This is a genomic window from Sphingobacterium thalpophilum, assembly GCF_901482695.1.
In the GTDB taxonomy this organism is placed as follows: domain Bacteria; phylum Bacteroidota; class Bacteroidia; order Sphingobacteriales; family Sphingobacteriaceae; genus Sphingobacterium; species Sphingobacterium thalpophilum.
In genome coordinates this window covers 3,197,978-3,220,031 of sequence record NZ_LR590484.1, presented here as the reverse complement: position 1 = coordinate 3,220,031, position 22,054 = coordinate 3,197,978, and the positions used below count along the sequence as shown (strand labels likewise).

The following is a 22,054-nucleotide window of genomic DNA, read 5'->3' as shown; positions in this document are numbered from 1 at the left end:
TATATCTTTCTTAATTTGTTAAAAATGACTGGATAAAAGTTTCGTCCAGCGGCACCTGTGGCGAAAACTTATCACTGTTCACATAATTGTCAATACTGTACAACAATTGTTGTGTTGCCGGTCGCTTATCGATGTCCGTCTTGGTATCTAATGCCAGCACCAATAATTTTCCACCGTTTACTCTGGCTTCGAAGCCAATACCTAACTTTTGGTTGCTATCATAACTATCGATTACCTGTATAAATGGACGCAGCTTCTGCGGCGTATTTTGCATTTCGATCACTTTTGCATAATTAAGGATATCCCACCATTGCCAATCGGTATGGTATGAAGTGCTGAAATCCTTGAACATGCCCTGCTCGTGATGAATCAGGTTGCCGATGGTCATCGGTGCCCAGGCAAACATGATGGGGTTCCAGAAATGATTGTGAAACATGGACTTCCGGCCCTTTACGTGATCCGGCGATGGATAAAGCACGACTGTCTTTCCCTGAGCGAGCTGTTTTCTCACCGCCTCATCATAAACACTGCTGTATAGTACCTGATCGTTGGACCGCATCAAATTCTGATGGGCCGGATATACCCAGATGTCCCAGCTGTTTCTAATGCTATCATTGATGGCGAGATGTACGGTAACCTTTTGGCTGCTTATATTTTTCAAGGGTATCTCAAAGTCGCCGGCTGGCGATACCTGATCATTGGCAATGGTCTGCCTTTTCAGGTTTCCTTTTTTCAGCACTTTGCCGCTGGTATCAGTCAACCACCATTTAATTTTGGCATTTTTAAGAGCGGAATTGCTAAAGTTATACACCTCGGCTTTGGCCTTAAAAGTTTCGGTATCGAAATAGCTGCTTTTGGCATAACGCAGCAGAGCAACCGTTGGGGCACAGAACTCCCTGAATTTTTGAGCAGTAACGAGGCCTTTGGAATCCCAAAAAGGATCAAAGATACCCACAGGTGCATAACCCTGCCCCGGAAAATCGTTCAACGACAAAAGCTGGAAGCCTGCCGACTTGCCAGAACGTAGCAGCGTTTCGATCACAGCCTTGTACTCGAGTACCGTCAATGCGCCCGATGCCCTGTAAAAATCCTTCGCTTGGTCAAGCATGCCATTTTTTTGGAGCAGCTCCCTGAACACTTCAAAATTGCGCGCTTCGACGGGACTGTTTTCATACTTTTTAATTTCATCAAAATTGGGATAAATACATCTCTGCCCCGATTCGTGCGAAAGTACAGGCACATCTACGTCAGATTCTATATTCTTATCCCAGTCGGTATTGGGCAGACCTTCGTATACTTTTACCGGTCCTTTGTTGGTCTGCTGTGATACGTAATACTGGTCTGATTTTACCCGCGTTCTGGCCGTAGAGCCGCTATATAAATGGCGTGGGTCTGCTTTTCTGCCCGCGGCAGTCAGCTCTTCGATAAAGTCGAAGTTTCCGGTGATTTCATTGCCATTGCAATACAAAACAAAGGAGGGATGATTGCCGTACTCTTTTAAGATGGCTTTCATCTCTCTACGGAAGAAGTTGTACCGTGCTTCGTCAGGTTCTGCATCTTTGCCCCACATAGGCATCTCTACCTCGAAATAAATTCCATGTTTATCGGCCATGCGAAAAGCTGCGGCCGGCGGACACCAGGAATGGAAGCGTAGATGATTCATCCCGTACTCTTTCATCAGTAGCATAATACGCTCCCATGAGGCATCGTCCAACGGAGCATGTCCGGTTTTTGGGAACACCGCATTTTCGACATTGCCCCTTAGATGGATAGGACGGTTATTGAGCAATACGTGATTTTTCCCTTGTTTTACCTCACGCATACCGAATGTGACCGTCTTTTCGTGCTGATAGGTCTTGTTGCCGTCGGATGTGCTCAGCTGGCAGGTAATCCGGTAAAGGTTCGGGTTAAACTCATCCCACAATTTGATATTTTTGCCCAGCTGGATATTGGCCTCCACGAAGGTGACTGAATCGGTACTGGACACGGCAACTTGGTCTTGGAGACTATAGTTGGTTCCGGCAATAGTGAAAGAAGCCTCACCTTTCACCTGTTTTTTGATATCGTTATTTATCTGTAATCTCACTCGTATCGAGTGATCCCCGATGTTGGGATATACCTGGAGGTCTTCCAGATAGACGGGGTCTATGGCCATCAGCTTCATATCGCCCAAAATACCGTTCCAGTTGATCTGTGTAAATTCGGTATGGGCATGATCCCACTTGTGGGTATTGTACTGAAACCTATTGTCGATACAGACCGTAATACGATGCCTGTTTCCGGGTTTTACAAAAGGGCTAAGGTCGTGGTCGTGCGGCACGCTCACATAATCAATACTGCTTACTTGTTTGGTATCGACATAAATCGAACTTAACCAGTGCGTGCGCTCAAAATACATTCTTATCTTTTTGCCCTTCCATGCGGCGGGTATCTCGATATCGCGCTGGTACCAAGCCGGCCCCATGTATTCATATTTTCTAGTTAAACGGTCAATATATCGGTACGGATTTTTATACCCGATCTGGTAGTCATCGGTGATCCCCGGAAGTTTGATCGCTTCTTGTAAAACGTGGTTATAGCGTGGAGAAAGCGAGCCCCGCCGAAAATCCATCACATCGGTCTGAAAGCCCCAGGTGCCTGATAAATCGATGACGTCTTGAGCTTTTGACCAGCTGGTCAAAGCTAAAATCCCTATTAAGCATATTGTTTTTAAGTGTGTATATAAGTTCATTTTATGTTCGTTTAGATGTTATTTCGTTTTTTACCCTTCCGGTCGTGCTGTGCTGCGTATCAACGTACCCACAATGACGACTGGAGCAGTGTTGTTGCAAGGGTCTACAGGCAGGTCCATACCTCCAGGATACGGGCGGACAATTTATTTACTATCATAATATGCCTTCATTAAAAACCAGGCCTTCTTCCGGTATCCCTGATCCGATATTAGCCCTTTGCGGTTCCAGCCTTCCTGATTGGTGGGATGAAAACGGAAAGGCGAACGGAAATCAAAAAGTACCCATGGAGAGGTACCACGCAAGTTTGGGATATGCTTAAACATCTCCAGATTGTTTTTGTACAAAGTGGCCTGATAATCTTCGCTCCATGAACTTACGACATCCGCATCACCTGTTTTGCCAGACAGTGCTTCACCTCCAAATTCAGAAATGATCAAAGGCTGCCCTTTGGCGACTTCCCATTTGGCTTTATCCGGAGCAACCGGCCAAGGATGGTACCAGCCCATATATTTGTTAACGGCCACTACATCCAATTCTTTAATAAAGGGATCGTCCATTACAAACATTTGCCTTTCTTTATCGAAACGCACCAGATCAAAGGCCGCGGTAATGAGCCTTGTTGTATCCATGCTTCGACAGGTAGCTATCAATTGTCTGATAAATGTATTTCTGGACTCGGAAGGCTGTGTTTCGTTTGCTACGCCCCAAAACGTCAGCGCACAGCGGTTTTTGTCGCGCGCAACCATTTCACGCATCATCTTTGTGGCTTTTTCTTCAGTCGCCTCATTATCAAAATCGATACCTTGCCATACCGGGATTTCTTCCCATAACAAGAATCCCATTTTTTCGGCCATTCTGACGATATGTTCATTTTGTGGATAGTGCGCCAACCGAATCATGTTACAGCCTAGGGCTTTCGCTTCTGAAAGTAACATTGCCGCATCTGCCTGTGAAAAAGCGCGGCCCCTGCGCTGTGGTATTTCCTCATGAAAGGAGATGGATTTCAAGAAAATAGACTGGCCGTTCAGATAGACGTCCTCTCCTTTGACCCAAACATTGCGAAAACCGATCTCCTCTTCTATCTGATCATCGGGGCTCGAAATTTTCACCTGATACAGCGTTGGTGCAGATGGTGACCAACGCTTAATTTTCTGCGATACAAATGCTGTCTTTATTTCCCCATGGGCATCGGTCATCAGGGTCTGTTTTAGCTGCAGTTCCGGAATTTCGATCGTCACGGGAATATTTGCCTTCTTTTCTGAAAGTTTGACACTGGCGTTGATTTTATCCGCTCCTGTTTTATCAAGTTGGATAAAATAATCGTCGATAAACACGCTAGGGGTGCGGATCAGGAACACATCACGGGTGATCCCACCATAATTCCACCAGTCAAAGGCCATTGCCGGAATGGCGTCTACCCGCCGGGTATTATTCACCTCGACAGCCAAAAAATTATTCTTTTCCTTAACCGCGTCCGTAATTTCTACCTGAAAAGGTGTAAACCCGCCTTCATGCTGGGCGATTTCCTGACCGTTGAGATAGATACGGCAACGGTAGCTCACCGCACCAAAATATAGAAACAGTCTGCCTCCCCGGTCTTTCGCTGCATCAAATCTGCGGGCATACCAAATAGTTCCTTCGTAATATTTAAGTTCGGGCATCTGACTGTTCCAGTCTGGCGGAACGTTTAACCGAAGGCCGTTCTCGAAAGCATATTCATAAAAGTCGGTTTTGTTCTCCGGCTTTTTATTCAGGTAGATTTTGTTTTTTTTCCCCTGATCATATAGATCTACAATGGCGTCCCATTTTCCATTTAGTGATTGTACACGTCTACCGTATACGTTGGTCATGGTCTGCTGTGCAAAGAGGTTAGCAACCATCAGGCTAAAAAATAGCGATAATACGAAATGAAGATTGTTAAGCTTTATCATAATGTGTGTTTATCTCCTAATAATGTTGATGCAATGAGCGTGTACAGCTAATACCAAGCGCTCATTTGACAATTTCGTACCGGTAGAGGACAAAGTCATTGATCTTAGGCAGTGTTACGTCCATTGTTCCGCTTCTGCTGACCGTTGTACGGATGACTTTGCCATTCCCAAACAGGGGTGTACAGTTTATTTTTGTTCCGGCAGGCAGCCAGGTTTTTACTGAACCGACAGCTTCCGGTGTATTTTCCCTGTAGAAGATGAAGTAACCGGTCTCACCTTTTATGGACTGAAACCCTGTCCAGGACCTGCCGGAAGGTTCATCGCCGATGGGTAAAATGGTCCCCGAATGGAAATCGTGCTGGATCTCCCGATAGGCGCTGATCAGATGATGAATGTTCAGCGCAGCCCCGGGCAAACCGGTACCTTCGAACCATGCCAGCGGCTGTGCCGCCATCGTTGTGGCGAAGAGATACTCAAATGCGTGTTTTTTTGGCGCGAAGATATCATCGCCGTATTTATCCGCATTTCGCCATTTATTTAAAAATTCCACCTGAAGCCTTTCTGGCGGAACATATTTAGCCAATTGCCATAGATTCCTGAGCGTCCAGTAGGGATAATAGTTCTGCCAGTCGGTATAACGGTTTTCGAGGAAAATATTTCCATATTCGTTGAAGGTAAAGTAACCTGTCCTCCGGCCTGCCGTGGCATCTAAGTTGAATACGACCCGGTGGTCGGTCTTCTCCAACACAGTATCAAACAGCCTGCGCAGGTTGACCTCTGATTGCTTGGTCGGGATGGCCAAACCATCTATTTTGAAGGTACGGATACCATATTCTTTATACAGATGGATGAGCGCGCTGGCGTCTTTTTCCCAGTCGGCATAGTCGTTTTGTACACTTGGATTAAACCAGAGACAGATTTCCACGCCTAACTCTTTCCCTCGTTTTACGACAGGAGACAAGCCCCTCGGATATTTGACGGGGTCGGGTTTCCAGTAATTGGGATTATCCCAGATATTCTTGAAGGAACCTTTCGCGACGGCCGAATTTGGGCTTTTACCCACCTGCCAGCCATCATCTATCTGAAAATGGGAGATACCCAGTGCCGCCGCTCTCTCCACTTCGAGCAAACTAAATTGCTCGTTTACTTTAGCATCCTGGCTTCTGTCGCCCCAGGTATTCATCATGACCATCTCATCACGCTGTGGCAACAGTTTACGGATGTTCTTTTGATAGCTTCTGAGCGCCGTCAGCTGCTGCAATTCACCGCCGCTATACACACCGATCACGCAACTGTAGGCTTTTGTCCATACATTGTCTTTTACATCCTTTGCTGTCAGTCCCAATCCACTCACCGTAAAATGAGAAAATTCGGTCGTAAAATCGTACCCCTGATAGGCCAACTGTACACTGGATGTGGGCGCTTCCTTCAAGAAGAAAAACCCTTTATTATTTTCGTTATTGTGGGCGACAAGCAGATTGCCCCTGTATGTGGATTTACGGTAAGGAATGATATTCCTTTCCTGAATCAGGTTGTTATTCCAGTCGGTGACGTCAAAAAACTCCACAATCTTGGTCTGCCAGTGAAAACCATCCAATTTGATCTGGTCCAATACAGCCGCCATTTGCCCAGCTTCCATATCCTCCGTAGACTCGATATTCTTTCGGTCTGCCATATTTGCCGCTTTATCGTCCTGAATGGATGCCATATTGCCTTTTAGATAGATATCGCAAGCGATTACAGGGCTATTTGGGTAAATACGGTATGCTTTCTTTATATGTAGTTTTCCAAGTGAATAATTAATTTCAGCGATTAAATAAGTAGGGTGGATAGCCGTTTCCCTGACCTCATAAGAAGTATATGAAGAGTTTGTCGCTGGGGTTATAAGTTCCTTTGAAACCTGAAAATCGGGCGTGGTCAACTTGTTAAACCACATCTGGCCCGATGACTTATCTATCAGGCTGTGGGTAATCAGATTACCGCCGTTCCAAACGAACTTTCTTTCAATCGATGAATTGCCTATTACCAGTGTATCTTTTTCAAAACGGCTATAAGGACCGTGTTGGGCGTCGACAGTGCTGAACAGCGAAAAAAACAATAGAATCGAAAGTATATGTTTCATAAACTGAATTGGTTTGTGCTAACTACTGGGCATTGATCGAATAACGTTTCAGTTATTTTACACGGAATGCCGACAGTTTGGTCCATCCTTGAGCCGTAGCTTTTTGATCGAGGGCTAACTGAATAGCAGGTTTATTGTCCTTGGTGGTATCAACAATGGCTACAGCCCAAGTATAATTTCCGGCAGGCACAGCTATTTGTGCGCGGAGCTCATAACGCATTGGAGAGCCTTTCAACCACTGCGACGGATCACTATCCTGATCCACAAAAACCTGTTTCACATTGCCTTTGGCATCTAACACCGCAAAAGCCACTTTATATTTGAAATTCCATTGCGGGATGTTATTAGGGAAATATCCCCAGCCCATATTCTGCCAACGGTGTGCAATACGGGTTATCGCACCCGATTTAATGCGTTTGGGTAAGCTGATTTGATCCGGAAACAAGCGGTAGCCACCCTCTGTGTTAAAACGCTGAACTAACTCAAAGGATTTAAACCATGATTCGGTTTCGCCTCCAGCCCTAAAATCCATCATATTTACATGGGCTTCTGCTGACATCTCAAATTCTCCTTTTCTTACATCCTCGTCATGCCCTTCCCGATATTTTCCACTAGGATCTTTCCAGTAGCGATGTTTACCCGGAGCGACAATCCAGCCGCCCTCCATAATAATAGGACGCTTAAAATTCCATTTACGGGCAAAATCTTTTTCCCAATCTTGATAGTAACCGGTCATACCGAACGCGTCCTGGCGCAGACTATAGCCTTTATCAATGACTTTATCCAGTAATCTTTCGCTATTTGGGTTAACCGCTCCCCAGCTTTGTGGATGGCCGACCAACCGGTGATAATTGATGACTAAGGGGATCTTTGTAAAGGTTTTGGCGTATAAATCGGTTACCCAGTCCATGGTTTCTTCTTTTAATGTCTCGGTAGTTTCAGGGCTTGCTTTTTTGGGGTCTTCATAGACTACATAATGCGCTTCACCCCATTTTCCCAGGCCATAGGCATCGATAAACGAAGTTTTATCGGGATCATTAAATGCGTTGGCCAGAGCCGCTATAAATTTGCCATAGTATTTTCTGAATATGGGGTCCTGCGGGTATGGAGTTTGTCTGTCGGGATGTTTTTGATCTTCCAAATAGTAGCTAGCACCTGCATCAAATACAAATTTAGGCGTATTTTGACCTTGGTCACGCCCATCCACCACAATACGAAGTGCAATAGGCAGTCCTCGTTTTTGTGCTCCCTTGATTAGATTTCCGATTTTAGAATCAGGATTGTCCCAGGCGTACACACCATCCTCCGGATTCAGCGAAGACCAGCTTGTGCGTACATAGCAAGCAGAAGCATAATCAATGACTTTGACTTTTTTTCCGAGTGCCGGCACAAAATACTCCGTATCCCAGTAGGTTTCATCCGCATTACGCGGAGCATACATTACCCATCCGTTTAATGGATTACGCAACAGGGAGTGTCCGTCGTATTTTGGCTTCAATAAGATTTCATCTGAAGTGTTCCCGCCGTCTTGTTTCCTGTTTTTTTGAGCGAGGGACGGCAATGCAAAAACGCAAAGCACGAATAAAATAAGTTTAGTTGCCCTTTTTAATATCATTTGTCTGTTCATTGATTCGTATCTAAGAAAGTCTTTATGTCGATTGATCATCAGTTATTTATTAAGAAGCATGGAGTAATCCGTACTTATGTACCGTAGATAGCGTGCTTGTAAACAGGTGTATCTTGTTTCATACTGCAAGTTTGGTTATTATTTAATATTTATAATTGGTTTAGGTACTGGACAAAAATAGCCAGAGGCAGTCATGTTAAGGGTATCGATTTGTTCAGAAATGGTTTGTTTTTGTACAAAATAAGGCAGTATGCAGGGTGTTTGACTGTATTTGGGCGGTGTGCTGGTATCTGGCGTCTGTTTACACGATGTAGAGTTGTTAAATAACGTTATTTTCTTTACTGATATAGCGGTTTTTTGCTAGACTTGCCGTCGTTATAAACTTATTTACTCCTAGAAAAGAAAATGATATGCATATTTTAATCGGCCACCCTTCTCGCTCGATATTTTTGATGGCCTGGGCAATTTTTTCAGTTTTTCCCAGTGTTGCGCAGCTAAAGAATCAAGTTCGTGTCAGCATTAATTTCCATGAGATTGATAAAGATAGATTGAGTGTAGATTTCGACGATGGGGTCGTATTGGAGCCCGTCGATTTAAGCGGGGTGGATTCTGTTCTCGTGATCAATAAACCGGTGTATACCCCATACCCGACCATAAGACTCACTTATGACCGCAAATCCGGTCTAGATTATTTTATAAATAGCGACGGCGCAACTTTGAATCTTTTCTATGATGCGAACAGAACAGACACTCCGTTTTATTCGGTTGCTAATCCAAATTTTACTGCTATCTATGATTCCATTACCAACGAGATGTATCGTGACCTGAGGCGGGGGCAACAAGCCGAACTGAATAAGCTAAACGATCTGTTTAAAAAGCATGGTCATGAGATAGGAAGTAACGACTCCATTAAATATGAACTTACCACTCTGATCAAAACAATAAATGCGAAATCCATGGATTTCATGACATCCTATGCGGATCATTTTTTCTCCTTTTATTATTTTAAGAGTCAGGTGCTTGGACTGACAAATATGATCGTCCCCGATCCCGAATATTATAAATCCTTATTAATATATTACGAAAAAACGTTTCCGCAAAAATTCAGATTTACGGGTGAAGGAAAACAGATCACTGCAACATTACAGAAAAAAATAAGTCTCGTACATTTAGGCGAGAACATGCCTATGCCGGAGGTGTACTTCAAAGACAGTCACGGGGATACAATTCGATATAAGAATCAAAAAGAGCGCTTTGTCTTACTTGATTTTTGGGCAAGCTGGTGTGGTCCGTGTATACAACAAATCCCTGATATAAAGATATTAAGGGAGCAATTTACGGAGGAAAGCCTGAACATAGTAAGTATTTCTATTGATACAGATTCAACACGTTATGAAAATTGTAAAAAAGAACATAAATTAGATTGGGTACATTCCCTGGACAGGGGCGGCACACGGAGTGCCTCACTGGGAATCAGCAGTATACCAACCGTATTGCTCCTGGACCCAGATGGTAAGATAGTCTATTATAAGAATGGAGGAAAACTTGACATTGAAAAAATAGGCGCCATTGTCCGAAAGAAGCAGCGGAAGAACTAACGTTGAATATTAATCTAAAACAAAACGAAGAATGAAACCAGGTAAAATAATTCGTACAGCAATGCTTTGGATAACGCTTACTTTTGCCTTCGCCGGTAAGGCTCAGCAAAAGCTATCACACATCCCAAAGGGGTACTGGATAGCCTGTGGCGATGACAAAGTACTGATCATCGATCCAGCAATTGGCGCTGATAGCTCTGCAATCGTCTGGAAATGGGCATTCGGAGAAAGTGCCCACCAGATACCAGAGGAATATACCAGTTATTTTAAATCCATTGATGAGTGCAAGCCAGTGTTTGACAATAAAAAGATCCTGGTCACCTCATCGTCGGGAGCGACTTGCCTATTGAACATCGAAGACAAAAAAATCGAATTTTACGCCAAAACGCCGATGGCCCATTCTGCTGACGTATTGCCCGGCAAGCTTGTAGCGGTAGCGAATTCAACACACCCCAAGGGAAACTCGTTGGAGCTCTACCACCTGGACCAAGCTGAAAAACCAATCTACAAGGATACCCTATATTCGGGACATGGCGTGGTCTGGAACGACAGGCTCCAGCAGTTATTCGTATTAGGATACGAAGACCTGCGGACTTATCAATTGACCGCTGACAAAAACAGTTTAACGCTCACCAGTACCCTAAAAATCCCGGGAAAGGGAGGACATGACCTTTCTTATGTAGATGATAACCGTCTCTTGCTGACTTATACGGATGGTGTCGTCCTTTTTTCAATCAAGGACAAAAAGTTTGAGCCTTTTGCACCGTTAGCTACTGTTCATCATGTGAAATCGCTCAACTGGAATCCGAAAACCAATAGACTGGTATATACCAAGGCTGAAGAAAGCTGGTGGACCTTCAACATCTATGCGACCAATCCAGACCAAAAAGTAAATATACCGACCCTCAAACTTTACAAGGTACGCGTTTGTCGATAATCCGGATCATTGCCATGTTAACGGATACGGAGTGGGAAGGGACGGCCCTGTGACGGAATCCACCCTTTATTTGTCGCTTTTGCACAGCATGTGGCTCGGGAATCCTTGCCATCTTTGTGATGTAAAACGCAAATAAATCAGTTATGAAAAATATTCTTAAAACCGTCAGCGTATTGAAATCACTCATCTTTATAATCGTTATGACAACTGTATCTCAATTACATGGCCAACAGGCCCAACTTTCTGACAGTGGCTATGCTCCTGTCAATGGCATCAACTTATATTATGAGGTCTATGGCTCAGGAAAGCCCATTGTATTATTACATGGTGCTTTTATGACTATCGGCTCCAATTGGGGGCAACTTATACCTGAGCTTGCAAAAACCAGAAAAGTAATCGCCATTGAACTGCAGGGCCATGGGCATTCGCCGTTTTCGGACCGAAAATTTGACCATACAATACTGGCTGCGGACGTGGCCGAAGTGTTGGACCAGCTGAAAATCGACAATGCCGATGTCGTCGGATATAGCTTTGGAGGCGCAGTGGCTTATCAATTTGCCATTCAATATCCAAAGCGGTTAAACAAATTGGTCATCCTCTCCGCCACTTATAAAAGCAATGGCTGGATGCCCGAAGTCAACCAGGCCTTCAAGAATATGAAACCTGAATTTTTTGTGGGCAGTCCCATGCAAAAAGCCTATGATGCTGTTGCCCCGGATAAAACAAAATGGACAGCATTTTTAACACAGATGATTGCTTTGGCTCAGCATCCTTTTGATTTTGGCGATACAAACATTTCGAAGATATCTTCACCCGTATTAATCATCGCTGGAGACAATGATGGTCTGGATAAGGTTGAACTGATAAAAACTTTTCAGTTATTGGGAGGCGCAGTAGTAGGTGATTTTGGGCAAATGCCAAAATCTCAGCTGGCCATCATCCCTGGGCAGGGACACGTCAGTCTAATGAGTCAGACACAGACCATTTTAGGCTATCTAAACGAATTTTTAAAATAAATATCATGTTAGCGGGCTGTCTCTGGCACACATGAGGTGCCGTCAGCTGCTGATAAGAAGGCCGCGCATAACCGGACAATTAGCTTCAATGCATTCGCAAAAAAGAACTAAAAGAGCAGGACAGTACAGGATACTTAATTGAAATAAATTACGGATTATAGTAGGTGACGTTATACCTTAACGCGAATTGCTAACCAGATAAACTGCATATGGTAACTCTCCTTCAAAAATCCATCCTCCTCGGACTTCTATTGGTCATTCATTTAACAACATATGCGCTAAAATTAAGCGTCCATGATCTCAAAGTAGAGCATCTAAAAAGCCCACTGGCGATAGAAACCCCGGCGCCGCGATTTAGCTGGAAATTAGTTTCTGACGAAAAAAATACCTTACAATCGGGATACGAAATCCGTGTAGGACAAAATAGGTCTTCTCTGCTTGCAGGCAAAGACCTGGTATGGAACGCTAATGTGAGCGGAGACCAATCGGTCCTGGTCGAATATGCTGGTTCACCTTTGCAGTCGAAGCAGATCTATTACTGGCAGGTCAGGGTGAAAGATAATCACGGAAACCGATCTGCCTGGTCAGCACCGGCAAGCTTTAGAATGGGCATCCAGGCCAATGAATGGTCAGCAAAATGGATTAAGGTAGCGGGAAAAGATAGCAGTGCCCGGAGCCCTCTTTTTCGGAAAGAATTTTCCCTCCGGAAAAAGGTGAAGTCTGCTTTGGTATATGCTACGGCGAAGGGACTGTATGAAGCCAGCCTAAACGGTGAACGTGTAAGTGACGCATATTTTGCTCCCGGATGGACAAGTTACCGCCATCATCTGCAATATCAGGTGTACGACGTTACAGCCTCCGTCAAATCCGGCGCTAATGTGCTGGGCGTATGTCTCGGTGACGGCTGGTATAAAGGTAGGATAGGATTTGCGGGTCAGCGCACCTTCTACGGCGATACGCGCGCACTGTTATTACAGCTGGAAGTGGAGTACACGGATGGGACGAAGGAAACAATTGTGACGGACGAGAGCTGGACATATGCTTACGGCCCCATCTTGGCTTCGGACATTTACGACGGCGAGATCTATGACGCGAGGATGGAGATTGAAGGCTGGAACAATATCGGATTTAAGCAAAATGATACATGGAAGGCTGTGGAAACGCTAGATAAAGGATCAGAAAAACTGGTAGCCATGAGTGGTCCTCCTGTCAAGAAACATGAACGGTTTAAAGCAATAAAAATCTTTAAAACACCTGCCGGAGAGACCGTGGTAGACTTTGGCCAAAATCTGGTTGGCTGGGTAATGCTTAAAGCTCAAGGTCCTGCCGGAACAAAGATCACTCTTAGCCATGCTGAGGTGCTTACGAAGGAGGGGAATTTTTATACCGCCAACCTCCGCTCGGCAAAAGCACAAGTCTCCTACGTTCTAAAAAATGGACCGGAGCAATTTTTTGAGCCTCATTTTACTTTCCAGGGTTTCAGATATGTCCGGGTAGAGGGCTTTCCGGGTCAGCTGACGCCAGATGATCTCACCGCGGTGGCTCTGTATTCGGATATGGAGACAACCGGAAAATTTATAACGTCCAACAGCTTAATAAACCAATTGCAGCACAATATCCAATGGGGTCAGAAAGGTAACTTCTTGGATGTACCGACAGATTGCCCACAACGTGATGAGCGTCTGGGCTGGACCGGAGATGCTCAAGCCTTCGCCAATACGGCGGCGTTTAACATGGACGTGATGGCATTCTTTACCAAATGGCTAAAAGATCTGAAAGCCGACCAGCTATCGGATGGCCGGATTCCCTTTGTCATTCCACATGTCCTCGGTCCCAATGACGCGGCTTCTGCGGGCTGGGCCGACGTATCCACGATCATTCCATGGGATATGTATGTAGCCTATGGCGACCGACGCATACTGGAAACCCAATACGATAGTATGAAAAAATGGGTTGATTATATTTCATCTGTGGCAAAGGACGACCTATGGAATTCGGGATTTCACTTTGGGGACTGGCTTTTTTACCGTCCAAACGATGATAACGACGGAAGAGCTGCTGTGACTGATAAATATCTGATCGCACAGACATTTTACGCACACTCGACCCAGCTGCTGATCAATGCAGCGCAAGTCTTGGGGAAGGTGGATGATGCTACAAGATACAGCGCTTTACTGGAAAAAATTAAAGCGGCATTCATAAAAGAATACATGACACCTTCTGGCCGTCTGGTTTCAAGTACCCAGACAGCCTACGTATTGGCACTGCAATTTGATATGTTGCCCGAAACGCTTAGGCAAGCATGTGCCGATCGTCTTGTTGCCAATATCCGAGATTATGGCACGCATTTGACCACTGGATTTTTGGGCACTCCTTATTTATGTCATGTTCTTTCGAGATTCGGACATGATCAGGTAGCCTATGACCTATTGATGCAAGAGAGCTATCCCTCATGGCTTTACCCTGTTAAAATGGGCGCTACCACCATCTGGGAACGATGGGATGGGATCAAGCCGGATGGTTCATTTCAGACACCGGATATGAATTCTTACAATCACTATGCCTATGGCGCCATAGGCGACTGGATGTATAGAACGATTGGTGGGATAAACTCACGTGCCGACGCTCCGGGATATAAATCGATGGTAATCGCTCCCAGACCCGGAGGAAAGTTAACCAGTGCAACTACCGAGCTGGAAACAGCTTATGGTACCGTCAAAACGTCATGGATAATGGAGAATGCTATCCTGAAGTTGCATGTTACCATCCCGCCAAACACGCGCGCTAGCATTGTTTTACCGGATAAAACAGAGGAAATTGGATCGGGCAGCTATTATTTTGAATGCCCGCTCCTCGGCAACAAACATCGCTCTAAGGAACGCTAAAGTTTGCTTTCTTGCCGCAGGCGTTCTGGCCAAGGGCTTTAGGCAAATGGTCTGGAAACTTCGGTAAATAAGGGTAAAATATAGTGAAGTGCTGACTGTAGGAAAACACCTGAATTGTGTGAGACATGCGAACGGCCTAAATTTATGCAATGCTACCCACTATTAAATCAATTGCTTTACGTATATCAATTTCCCAGACTCCGGCTTCATTCTGTTCAAAATCAGATCTCCAGAGATAATATCCTTCCCCTAAATCGTAATGAGCCTCACTTTCGACATGTATTACACTTTCTAAAAAGGAATCTTCTGCAATTGGTAAATGTTCAATACAATCGCCAATATAGATCCCGCGAGTATCTGTGATGTATAAACCGTCAATTCTTACATGTACGATATTTCCATAATTGCTATCCTTCTCCACCGCCAACACAGTTACCCTTGAATTAGACTCTCCTTTTCTACTGTGATAAGACCAAACTTGGCCTGAATTGATTTCCTTCATTTTCCTGTTTGTTAACTGACCAATCGGTACTTCTTAAATACACCGTTCCAGCCCAATGAATACGACGGCAGAAGCCTTTGATTAGCAAAGGAGAATCTACTCTGACCATCTGACAGGGCCCGAAGTCAATGTATAAAAAATTTATTTGATTTAAAAACTATTTCAATCATCGTCCTTACTTCCGAATCAGCTAGCATTCGCTGGATGGGAAGCCAGAAAAAAGCGATGTAACTTCCCGAATGAAATCCGGTCAGATGTTTACTGTGCTGATCGAAGCTAACAATGTATGACTTAACCTCCGGTACTGAAATCTACAGGTAGCGGATACCCCTTACCTTGTAAATCTGCGATGGGTACCACGAGCTCACTCTGCCCGACAACAGACTGAGTAACCTTGCCTTTTTTGGCACGTTGGTCTTTAGTCGCCTCACGTTTTTTGCTGTCAGGTGCATTGGCCACGTTTTTATCGATTTTTACGCCAGCAATAACATTTCCTTGGGCATCACGGTTCATCTCGTCCAAAGCTCGTGTTAGATTTGCTTTCTCGTCATCATTCAACTTTTCGTATTTGATACCATACGAATCGAGCACCCGTGTGGCATTTTGAACCGTATTGGTCCCCCGCTCGTAAACGTCTCTATAGATATGCAGATGCCCATCTTGTGCTACAATCGTTTCATATCGAAGTTCGACAAGTACCGGCGAGGCAAGCTTTACGGTTTGGGTTTTTGTATCTTCCTTCTCATATTTAAGGATTTTGTCCGCAGAGATGGGTGTTCCCGCTATTTGAGATAAGAACTTGGTAAAGTCCTGTACCTGATCGTTAGTTAATCCTACACAGCCGTGCGAAGCAAAAGCGCCTAACTTTTCTGGGTTCTTGCCCCCGTGAATCAATGAAGGCAGGCCAATCGGAATCTTAATCGGCCCCAAAGGGTTCAATTCACTTCCTGCTGGTACCTTTTCTCCGGCAGTTACCTTACCTTTTACCCAAGGCTCGTCAGGAGGCGTCCATGTAGGATTAAAAATAATATTTACAGCCTTCCTCACCCCCGTAGGCAATGGAAATTCAGGATAACCAATTCCTATTCTGTACGTCTTTATTAGTTTCCCTTTTTCAAATACATCCATCCGAAAGGCGGGGGCATTAACGATAATACGTGAATCTTGCGGAACATGATTGGGAGCTAAGGGCAACGAATTTTCTGGGTCGGTATACCGTTTCGCCATAAAGGCGAAGAACTGTCCCGCTTTTTCTGCACCCAAGATCCTAACAACCTCGGTTGTGGCCTGCTTGATCGCTTGATTGAAAGATCTAGCGCTCTGAGCATTATCTTCATCGAGATTCTCCACTGCTGTATTCGCCGCAAGTTTTAGCTCGCTGATCTGCTCATTGCTGAGCTGAAGAGTATCTTTTAATTCACTGCTAAATTTTTCTTCATAAAAAAGAGCGTTTAACAAAGGAAGTGTAAAGTCCGTATTTTCGGCACGTTCGATAATGGTTGACTCATCCAGATCTTTCTGGTTTCGATTTCTGTTATTACACCCCAGCACCAATAGCACCAATAAAACAAAGCTGCCCAGGTAAATTCCGGCTATAAACTCTTTCGAAGTAAATTTGACGTTATTTCTCATATACTCAATCAACAATTTTACTTTTGAAATAGTTTGAAAAATGTCTTCATAGCCTACAAGTAGGTCTTAATGAACTGCAACGGTTAAAAAGCCCGGTGTTCCTTATCAACGAATCTCATTGTCTGCGGGCCTTACTCAAGATCAATACAAGGTCACTTTTGCCTCAGCTGCCTTTAATAACGGCGAACTCAATCGCACAGTGATGGCATCTCCCGGTTGTCCATCCGATTTAATATATGCAATCAATCTGCCATGATAAACACGCTGCTTATTGTCTGTATAATCACCCATATCTTGATTGTTTCCGGCTTCCAATCCAAGCAGATGTCCCGGGCCAGAAAGTTCACAGGTCACCTCACTGTCGGAAAGAATAACCGGATTGCCGTCTTCATCGATCACCTGTACTTCTATCTGAGCAACACCATGCTTCGCATCTGCCTGCAGGGACGACGAATTAAGCACACGCAACGCATATGGTCGTTTGCTAGTCTGAATACGATACCTGCTGATTATAGAACCATCGGTACTCATTCCGACCACTTCCAATGCACCCGGAGCATAAGGTATATCCCATGAGATTATACCTTGTTGGTTGTTATAAGGTTTTTCCTCTCCGACGATCTTTCCGTTCAGTTCTAAACGCACCTTGGCGGTGTTGGTATAACATACTACACGAATGCTCTGTCCTAAATCATAATTCCATATCGGCCATGCATCCATAGATGGAGCCTCATCGGTTTTATTGCTCCGTTCAGCCTCCAGTGCAGACCAAACATCCGTGCTTTGCGATCTTGATTTTATAGGATAGGTTCCCAAATAGGTGACCGGCCTCCCGGACCACAAAGCTTGACGGAAATATCCCCTCGGTTTTATAAATCCTGCAAAATCCAGCAATCCGGAATAAAAGCCTCTAGATGGCCAACGTCCTGATTCGCCAAGGTAATCAATACCTGTCCATAAAAATTGACCAAAGATATGTTCGTTATTTTTAACTGCCTTCCATGCATCGAAATCATGACGGTTTTCGCTACCATAAATGACTCTTTGCGGGTATTGTTTGTGATCCTGTTGATATCGGCTTTCCGTATAATTATACCCCGCAATATCCAACGTTCCGGGGTAGGCTGTCTCATTGGACATGGCTACTCCGGCCAGCCCAGCGGTAACAGGCCTGCTCGGATCATGTGCTCTGACGACAGAAGCCAATTTCTGGGCAATATGTCCCAACCGCATCGCATCAGGAGCGTTTTTTTGGTACCCACCGAAAATCGGTTGTGTAAACCCTCCCCCTTGGTTGCCGTCCAATACAGGATGAGAATATGGATCATTGGGATAATCAACTTCATTACCTATACTCCATGCGAAGATGGATATATGGTTACGATCGCGCTTGACCATATCTTCCAAATCACGTTCACCCCATTCCGCAAAAAAATCATACGAACCTTGATACCCGGGTGTTCCATGATTCCAGCCCGTCAACCATTTGCGTTTGGGATATTCCCATTCATCAAAGGCTTCATTCAGAACAAGCAGCCCCACTTCATCACATAAGTCATAAAAAGTAGAGGCCTGGGGATTGTGGCTTGTGCGTACAGCATTTACCCCGATTTCTTTAAGTTTCAACAAACGCCGGCGCCAGACATCAGCATACATCTCAGCTCCCAAAACGCCGGCGTCATGATGGAGGCAGACACCTTTGACTTTCATCCATTTTCCGTTTAGGGCAAACCCTCTGTCTGCATCGAAAGTCAACGTCCGGAATCCTGTTTTAAAAATAGATTGGTCAACAATTTGATTTCCGATGCAAATCGTACTCCGCAGTTGGTACAGATAAGGGTCTTCGAGCTGCCATAAATTTGGTGTCTTGACCGAAAGTGCTAGCTGAACATCTTTGGCGGATTCGGCATTCATGTGAATATTCCTGGTCTGCTTGGCGACAAGATTACCCTCCCTGTCTATCAGCTCCTGCAATAAGGTTACTTTTGCAGCTACCTTACTGTCATTTTTTAATCTTGTACAGGTATAAAGCTGCTCTTTTCCATTCTTTAAGACAGGATAAGCTTGGATCCCCCATTGATCAAAGTGAACAGGTTTGGCCGTTACCAACCATACATTGCGATAAATCCCAGATCCCGTATACCACCTTGAATCGGCAAATTGGCTATGGTCCACCTTGACGGCAATGGTATTTTCGCCATCGGTGTTCAAATACGGTGTGATGTCATACGCGAAGGATATATAGCCGTTAGGCCTCTTCCCCACCAGCTGACCGTTGATATACACTTCGCTGCGATTGTATATGCCTTCAAAATACAGATAAACCTTATCATCGGCAGATTGATTATTCACAAGGAGTTTTTTTCTATACCATCCGATCCCGCCCGGAAGATATCCTGTAGCACTTGCTAAACTCGGACTGAGAGGTCCCTTTACACTCCAGTCGTAGGGAAGGTTAACAGATTTCCAGTTTCGTGTATTAAATTCAGGTAGATTGGCATCTTTTAAATCGCCTAGATGAAATGACCAGTCGGCGTTGATCTGAACGGCCTTTCCGAATCCCAGCTGCGCAGATAATGCTTTAGGCAATATATGCAACAAAATAAGGACGAAAGCAACAGCAAAGTGTCTTATAGATTTCTTCATGTTCGTTATATATAAATTCTCGTAATGAGGTTTTCAGCTGAAGAGCGGTCTGGTTCGGTTACCAATGGAAGATCTAAACGATACCTCCGGCAATCCTATTTCCCGTCCACAAACATTGTCCTTTCTGATGGCTAGCAACCTAAAAGAACGGATTATAAGAAGGCGGCAATCAAAAAAGTTGTCATAATGACAATTGCAATATTATCAAAAGCATCCTACAGGAAAGGGGGGAAATTTACTTTTTTTAAGGGACAAATTCATCAAAATATGAATGTTTGGCTTCCGCTGCGGCCTTCTACGTTTTTCAGTTCCAAAAACAACATGAATTCGTTTTGGCTTCAGCAGTTCTACCAGGCACTCCCTGTTCCTCGTCATCCAGCATAGCAGTCTTCGCACACAAAAGAAATATTACCCTTTAATACTGGAAGCCGAAAAGAATAGAAAAATCCTTTCGAGCAACGTTGCCATATTGGAAGATAGAATTGCAAGTAGAGAAGGACGGCAGCAGACATATGGTAGCCAGGGCTACTACGACAGGGAACAGAAAAAGCGATGCAAGAGAACTTTCAAAGAAACAAATTGAGCTATAGATCAGTTTTTCAAGGATAAGCAGCATGCTACGACAATGGAGAGCCGGGATCAAAATCCGTTGCTCCGCAATATCGTATACAGCTTATCATAGTCCTCCCAGTCTCCGAAACCGTCGAATTTCAGGTCGCTGCTCCAAGAAACCATAGCCTTGCAATCAAAACAGATTTTGACCGCTCCGACACATTTATTATCTCTGTAAAAAATTAAGATATCTCTAAACTGGTTTATGCATGAGCTATCCAGATAGTCCTTTCTTTGATTGGAGAGAAACAAAGAATCGATAGATCCGTAAAGAGATCGGTCAACCTCTGTTTTAGAATAACCAATTTCTAACAAATGGGCGAGAGAGGAAGTGTCTACCTGACTACCCTCTAGCATAGTCAATAAAAGTGATTCCCGCGATGACTTATTCGCTTTGTCTTCCAACTCTCCTAGTTTATACGGGCTCATCGCGATCGAATAATGCTCCAGTGAATCAAAACCAGACGATGCCGAAATTGAACTGTGACCTCTATCTGAGATATCACGATTTCCACAACACTGCAATAAAATGCCTATAAAGAGGCTTATATAGCACAACAAAAACTCTGTTTTCATCTCGATTGTATTGAAATTCTGTTCATGCTAGATAAAATTACAGTTTCGAGGGCCTAATTAGAAAACGATAGCATACCGATCGACAAATGTTGTTGAAATCTTTTCTCCGACTTAAGCTGGATTGTAAAATAGGACATCTGTATCTAAAAAATGGCGCTATTTACTCTACAATCGTGTGGGGAGTCAAAGGAACTTTTTGTTTCCAGGTTCCTTTCACATTAAATAGGTGTCCCGAATTTTTGTTTTTAACCGTGAAGACATATGTACAGGTTCGCTCAAGATAGGTAAACTCACCCCTGACAGAAACACTGGAAAAAGGCTTTACCAGTAATTTTAGGCTGTTTCCAGGCTTTATGTAGCTTTCAGTTGTTATACCTTTGGTATAAGGCACTGTTCTTTGCCAATAGGAAGTGCCGTCTATTAATATCTCATCCATGAAAATCATGGTGTCCTGACTACTGATCCAGTCAAATGCACCATAGCTCTCGCTCAAAAATTCGGACCTATATTTTACATCTTTAAATATCGAAAGAACCTCAACATTTTTTTCGCTACCCGTGTCATTGCCCAACGTCATGGAACTGCAGCCTTCGGAGCTTACATATATTTTTCTGCTACCCTCCACTTCCTTAATCTCTTTTTTAACCAACTCGTAGTCCTCACCTCTCATTTGCCTGAAATTGATTTCATCCTGCTGATTGCCCGACAGAATTCCAATTGTGAAATTACGGGGTGTAGCACTAAAATTCTCCAACAAACTGATTTTAAGTTCATTGTTAACCGTTTTCTCCATTTTAAGCCAACCGTCTCCAACTTCAGTCTCACTATTTCCATCTAACTTCACTATATTTCCCACAGCATCTTTCAGCAGCTCGCCACTGACTGCATCTTTCACATAGGAAACCGTCCACTTGTCGGCTTTTATAGGAAAAATGTTATCAGTAAACCCTGTACTCAATGTTAGGCTCTTTAAAGTTGGCTGTATTAATCTCCCTTCGACTACCTCTTCTTTGGAACACGAGTTAAAAGTGAGCAAGCAGGCTAACAGCAGGGCACAAGAAATAAAATTCAATTTAAAACACTTTTTCATAAGGAATCAATTAACGGTCGGACAAACAACTTCGCCAATGTTTGCGACATTTAAATTAAACAAAGAGATGGCTCTTCACGCCTAATTAGGCAAATCCGAATTTAACCAGCTACTATATGTTTATGAGGTTCAAATGTACTTGCGAACA

The 22,054-nt window shown here is 44.1% G+C and carries 13 protein-coding genes; 4 read left to right on the top strand and 9 right to left on the bottom strand.

Features of this window, described 5'->3' with window-relative positions; genetic code table 11:
* Window positions 1–10: 10 nt before the first annotated feature.
* From FGL37_RS13385 to FGL37_RS13370, 4 genes are all read right to left on the bottom strand, one after another.
* Window positions 11–2,731, bottom strand: coding sequence for a DUF8487 domain-containing protein (locus tag FGL37_RS13385; RefSeq protein ID WP_037534518.1), 2,721 nt, complete (start codon window positions 2,729–2,731; stop codon window positions 11–13).
* 144 nt (window positions 2,732–2,875) lie between these two features.
* On the bottom strand, window positions 2,876–4,663 hold the full coding sequence (locus tag FGL37_RS13380) for a glycoside hydrolase family 2 protein (protein ID WP_037534520.1): 1,788 nt from the start codon (window positions 4,661–4,663) through the stop codon (window positions 2,876–2,878).
* Window positions 4,664–4,724: 61 nt separating this feature from the next.
* Window positions 4,725–6,785 carry an alpha-galactosidase gene (locus FGL37_RS13375; RefSeq protein WP_028072233.1) on the bottom strand — a complete coding sequence of 687 codons (2,061 nt, stop codon included), beginning with the start codon at window positions 6,783–6,785 and terminating at the stop codon, window positions 4,725–4,727.
* Between the two features lie 52 nt (window positions 6,786–6,837).
* Window positions 6,838–8,412: a hypothetical protein gene (locus FGL37_RS13370; protein WP_028072234.1), complete on the bottom strand. Its 1,575-nt coding sequence runs from the start codon at window positions 8,410–8,412 to the stop codon at window positions 6,838–6,840.
* A 410-nt stretch (window positions 8,413–8,822) separates the two neighbouring features.
* On the opposite strand from FGL37_RS13370, the gene FGL37_RS13365 reads away from it, so the two are divergent.
* The 4 genes from FGL37_RS13365 to FGL37_RS13350 all read left to right on the top strand — a co-directional run bounded on the left by FGL37_RS13365 (window position 8,823) and on the right by FGL37_RS13350 (window position 14,848).
* Window positions 8,823–10,010, top strand: coding sequence for a TlpA family protein disulfide reductase (locus tag FGL37_RS13365; RefSeq protein ID WP_081818022.1), 1,188 nt, complete (start codon window positions 8,823–8,825; stop codon window positions 10,008–10,010).
* A gap of 31 nt (window positions 10,011–10,041) precedes the next feature.
* Window positions 10,042–10,947, top strand: a complete 906-nt coding sequence (locus FGL37_RS13360; protein ID WP_028072236.1) for a DUF6528 family protein — start codon at window positions 10,042–10,044, stop codon at window positions 10,945–10,947.
* Window positions 10,948–11,090: 143 nt separating this feature from the next.
* Window positions 11,091–11,963 carry an alpha/beta fold hydrolase gene (locus FGL37_RS13355; protein WP_028072237.1) on the top strand — a complete coding sequence of 291 codons (873 nt, stop codon included), beginning with the start codon at window positions 11,091–11,093 and terminating at the stop codon, window positions 11,961–11,963.
* Window positions 11,964–12,172: 209 nt separating this feature from the next.
* Entirely contained in the window at window positions 12,173–14,848 is a 2,676-nt protein-coding gene (locus tag FGL37_RS13350) for a family 78 glycoside hydrolase catalytic domain (protein ID WP_037534522.1), read from the top strand.
* Between the two features lie 142 nt (window positions 14,849–14,990).
* On the opposite strand, the gene FGL37_RS13345 is transcribed toward FGL37_RS13350, so the two are convergent.
* The 5 genes from FGL37_RS13345 to FGL37_RS13325 form a co-directional block, all read right to left on the bottom strand.
* The gene (locus tag FGL37_RS13345) at window positions 14,991–15,350 is read right to left on the bottom strand and encodes a hypothetical protein (protein ID WP_028072238.1); all 360 of its coding nucleotides are present in this window, start codon (window positions 15,348–15,350) and stop codon (window positions 14,991–14,993) included.
* A gap of 291 nt (window positions 15,351–15,641) precedes the next feature.
* A complete protein-coding gene (locus FGL37_RS13340; protein WP_028072239.1) occupies window positions 15,642–16,982 on the bottom strand; it encodes a L,D-transpeptidase in 1,341 nt (446 codons plus the stop codon).
* A 141-nt stretch (window positions 16,983–17,123) separates the two neighbouring features.
* The gene (locus tag FGL37_RS13335) at window positions 17,124–19,628 is read right to left on the bottom strand and encodes a glycoside hydrolase family 2 TIM barrel-domain containing protein (RefSeq protein ID WP_037534524.1); all 2,505 of its coding nucleotides are present in this window, start codon (window positions 19,626–19,628) and stop codon (window positions 17,124–17,126) included.
* A 639-nt stretch (window positions 19,629–20,267) separates the two neighbouring features.
* A complete protein-coding gene (locus FGL37_RS13330; RefSeq protein WP_138096832.1) occupies window positions 20,268–20,816 on the bottom strand; it encodes a hypothetical protein in 549 nt (182 codons plus the stop codon).
* A 160-nt stretch (window positions 20,817–20,976) separates the two neighbouring features.
* Window positions 20,977–21,906, bottom strand: coding sequence for a hypothetical protein (locus tag FGL37_RS13325; RefSeq protein WP_028072242.1), 930 nt, complete (start codon window positions 21,904–21,906; stop codon window positions 20,977–20,979).
* Window positions 21,907–22,054: the final 148 nt, after the last annotated feature.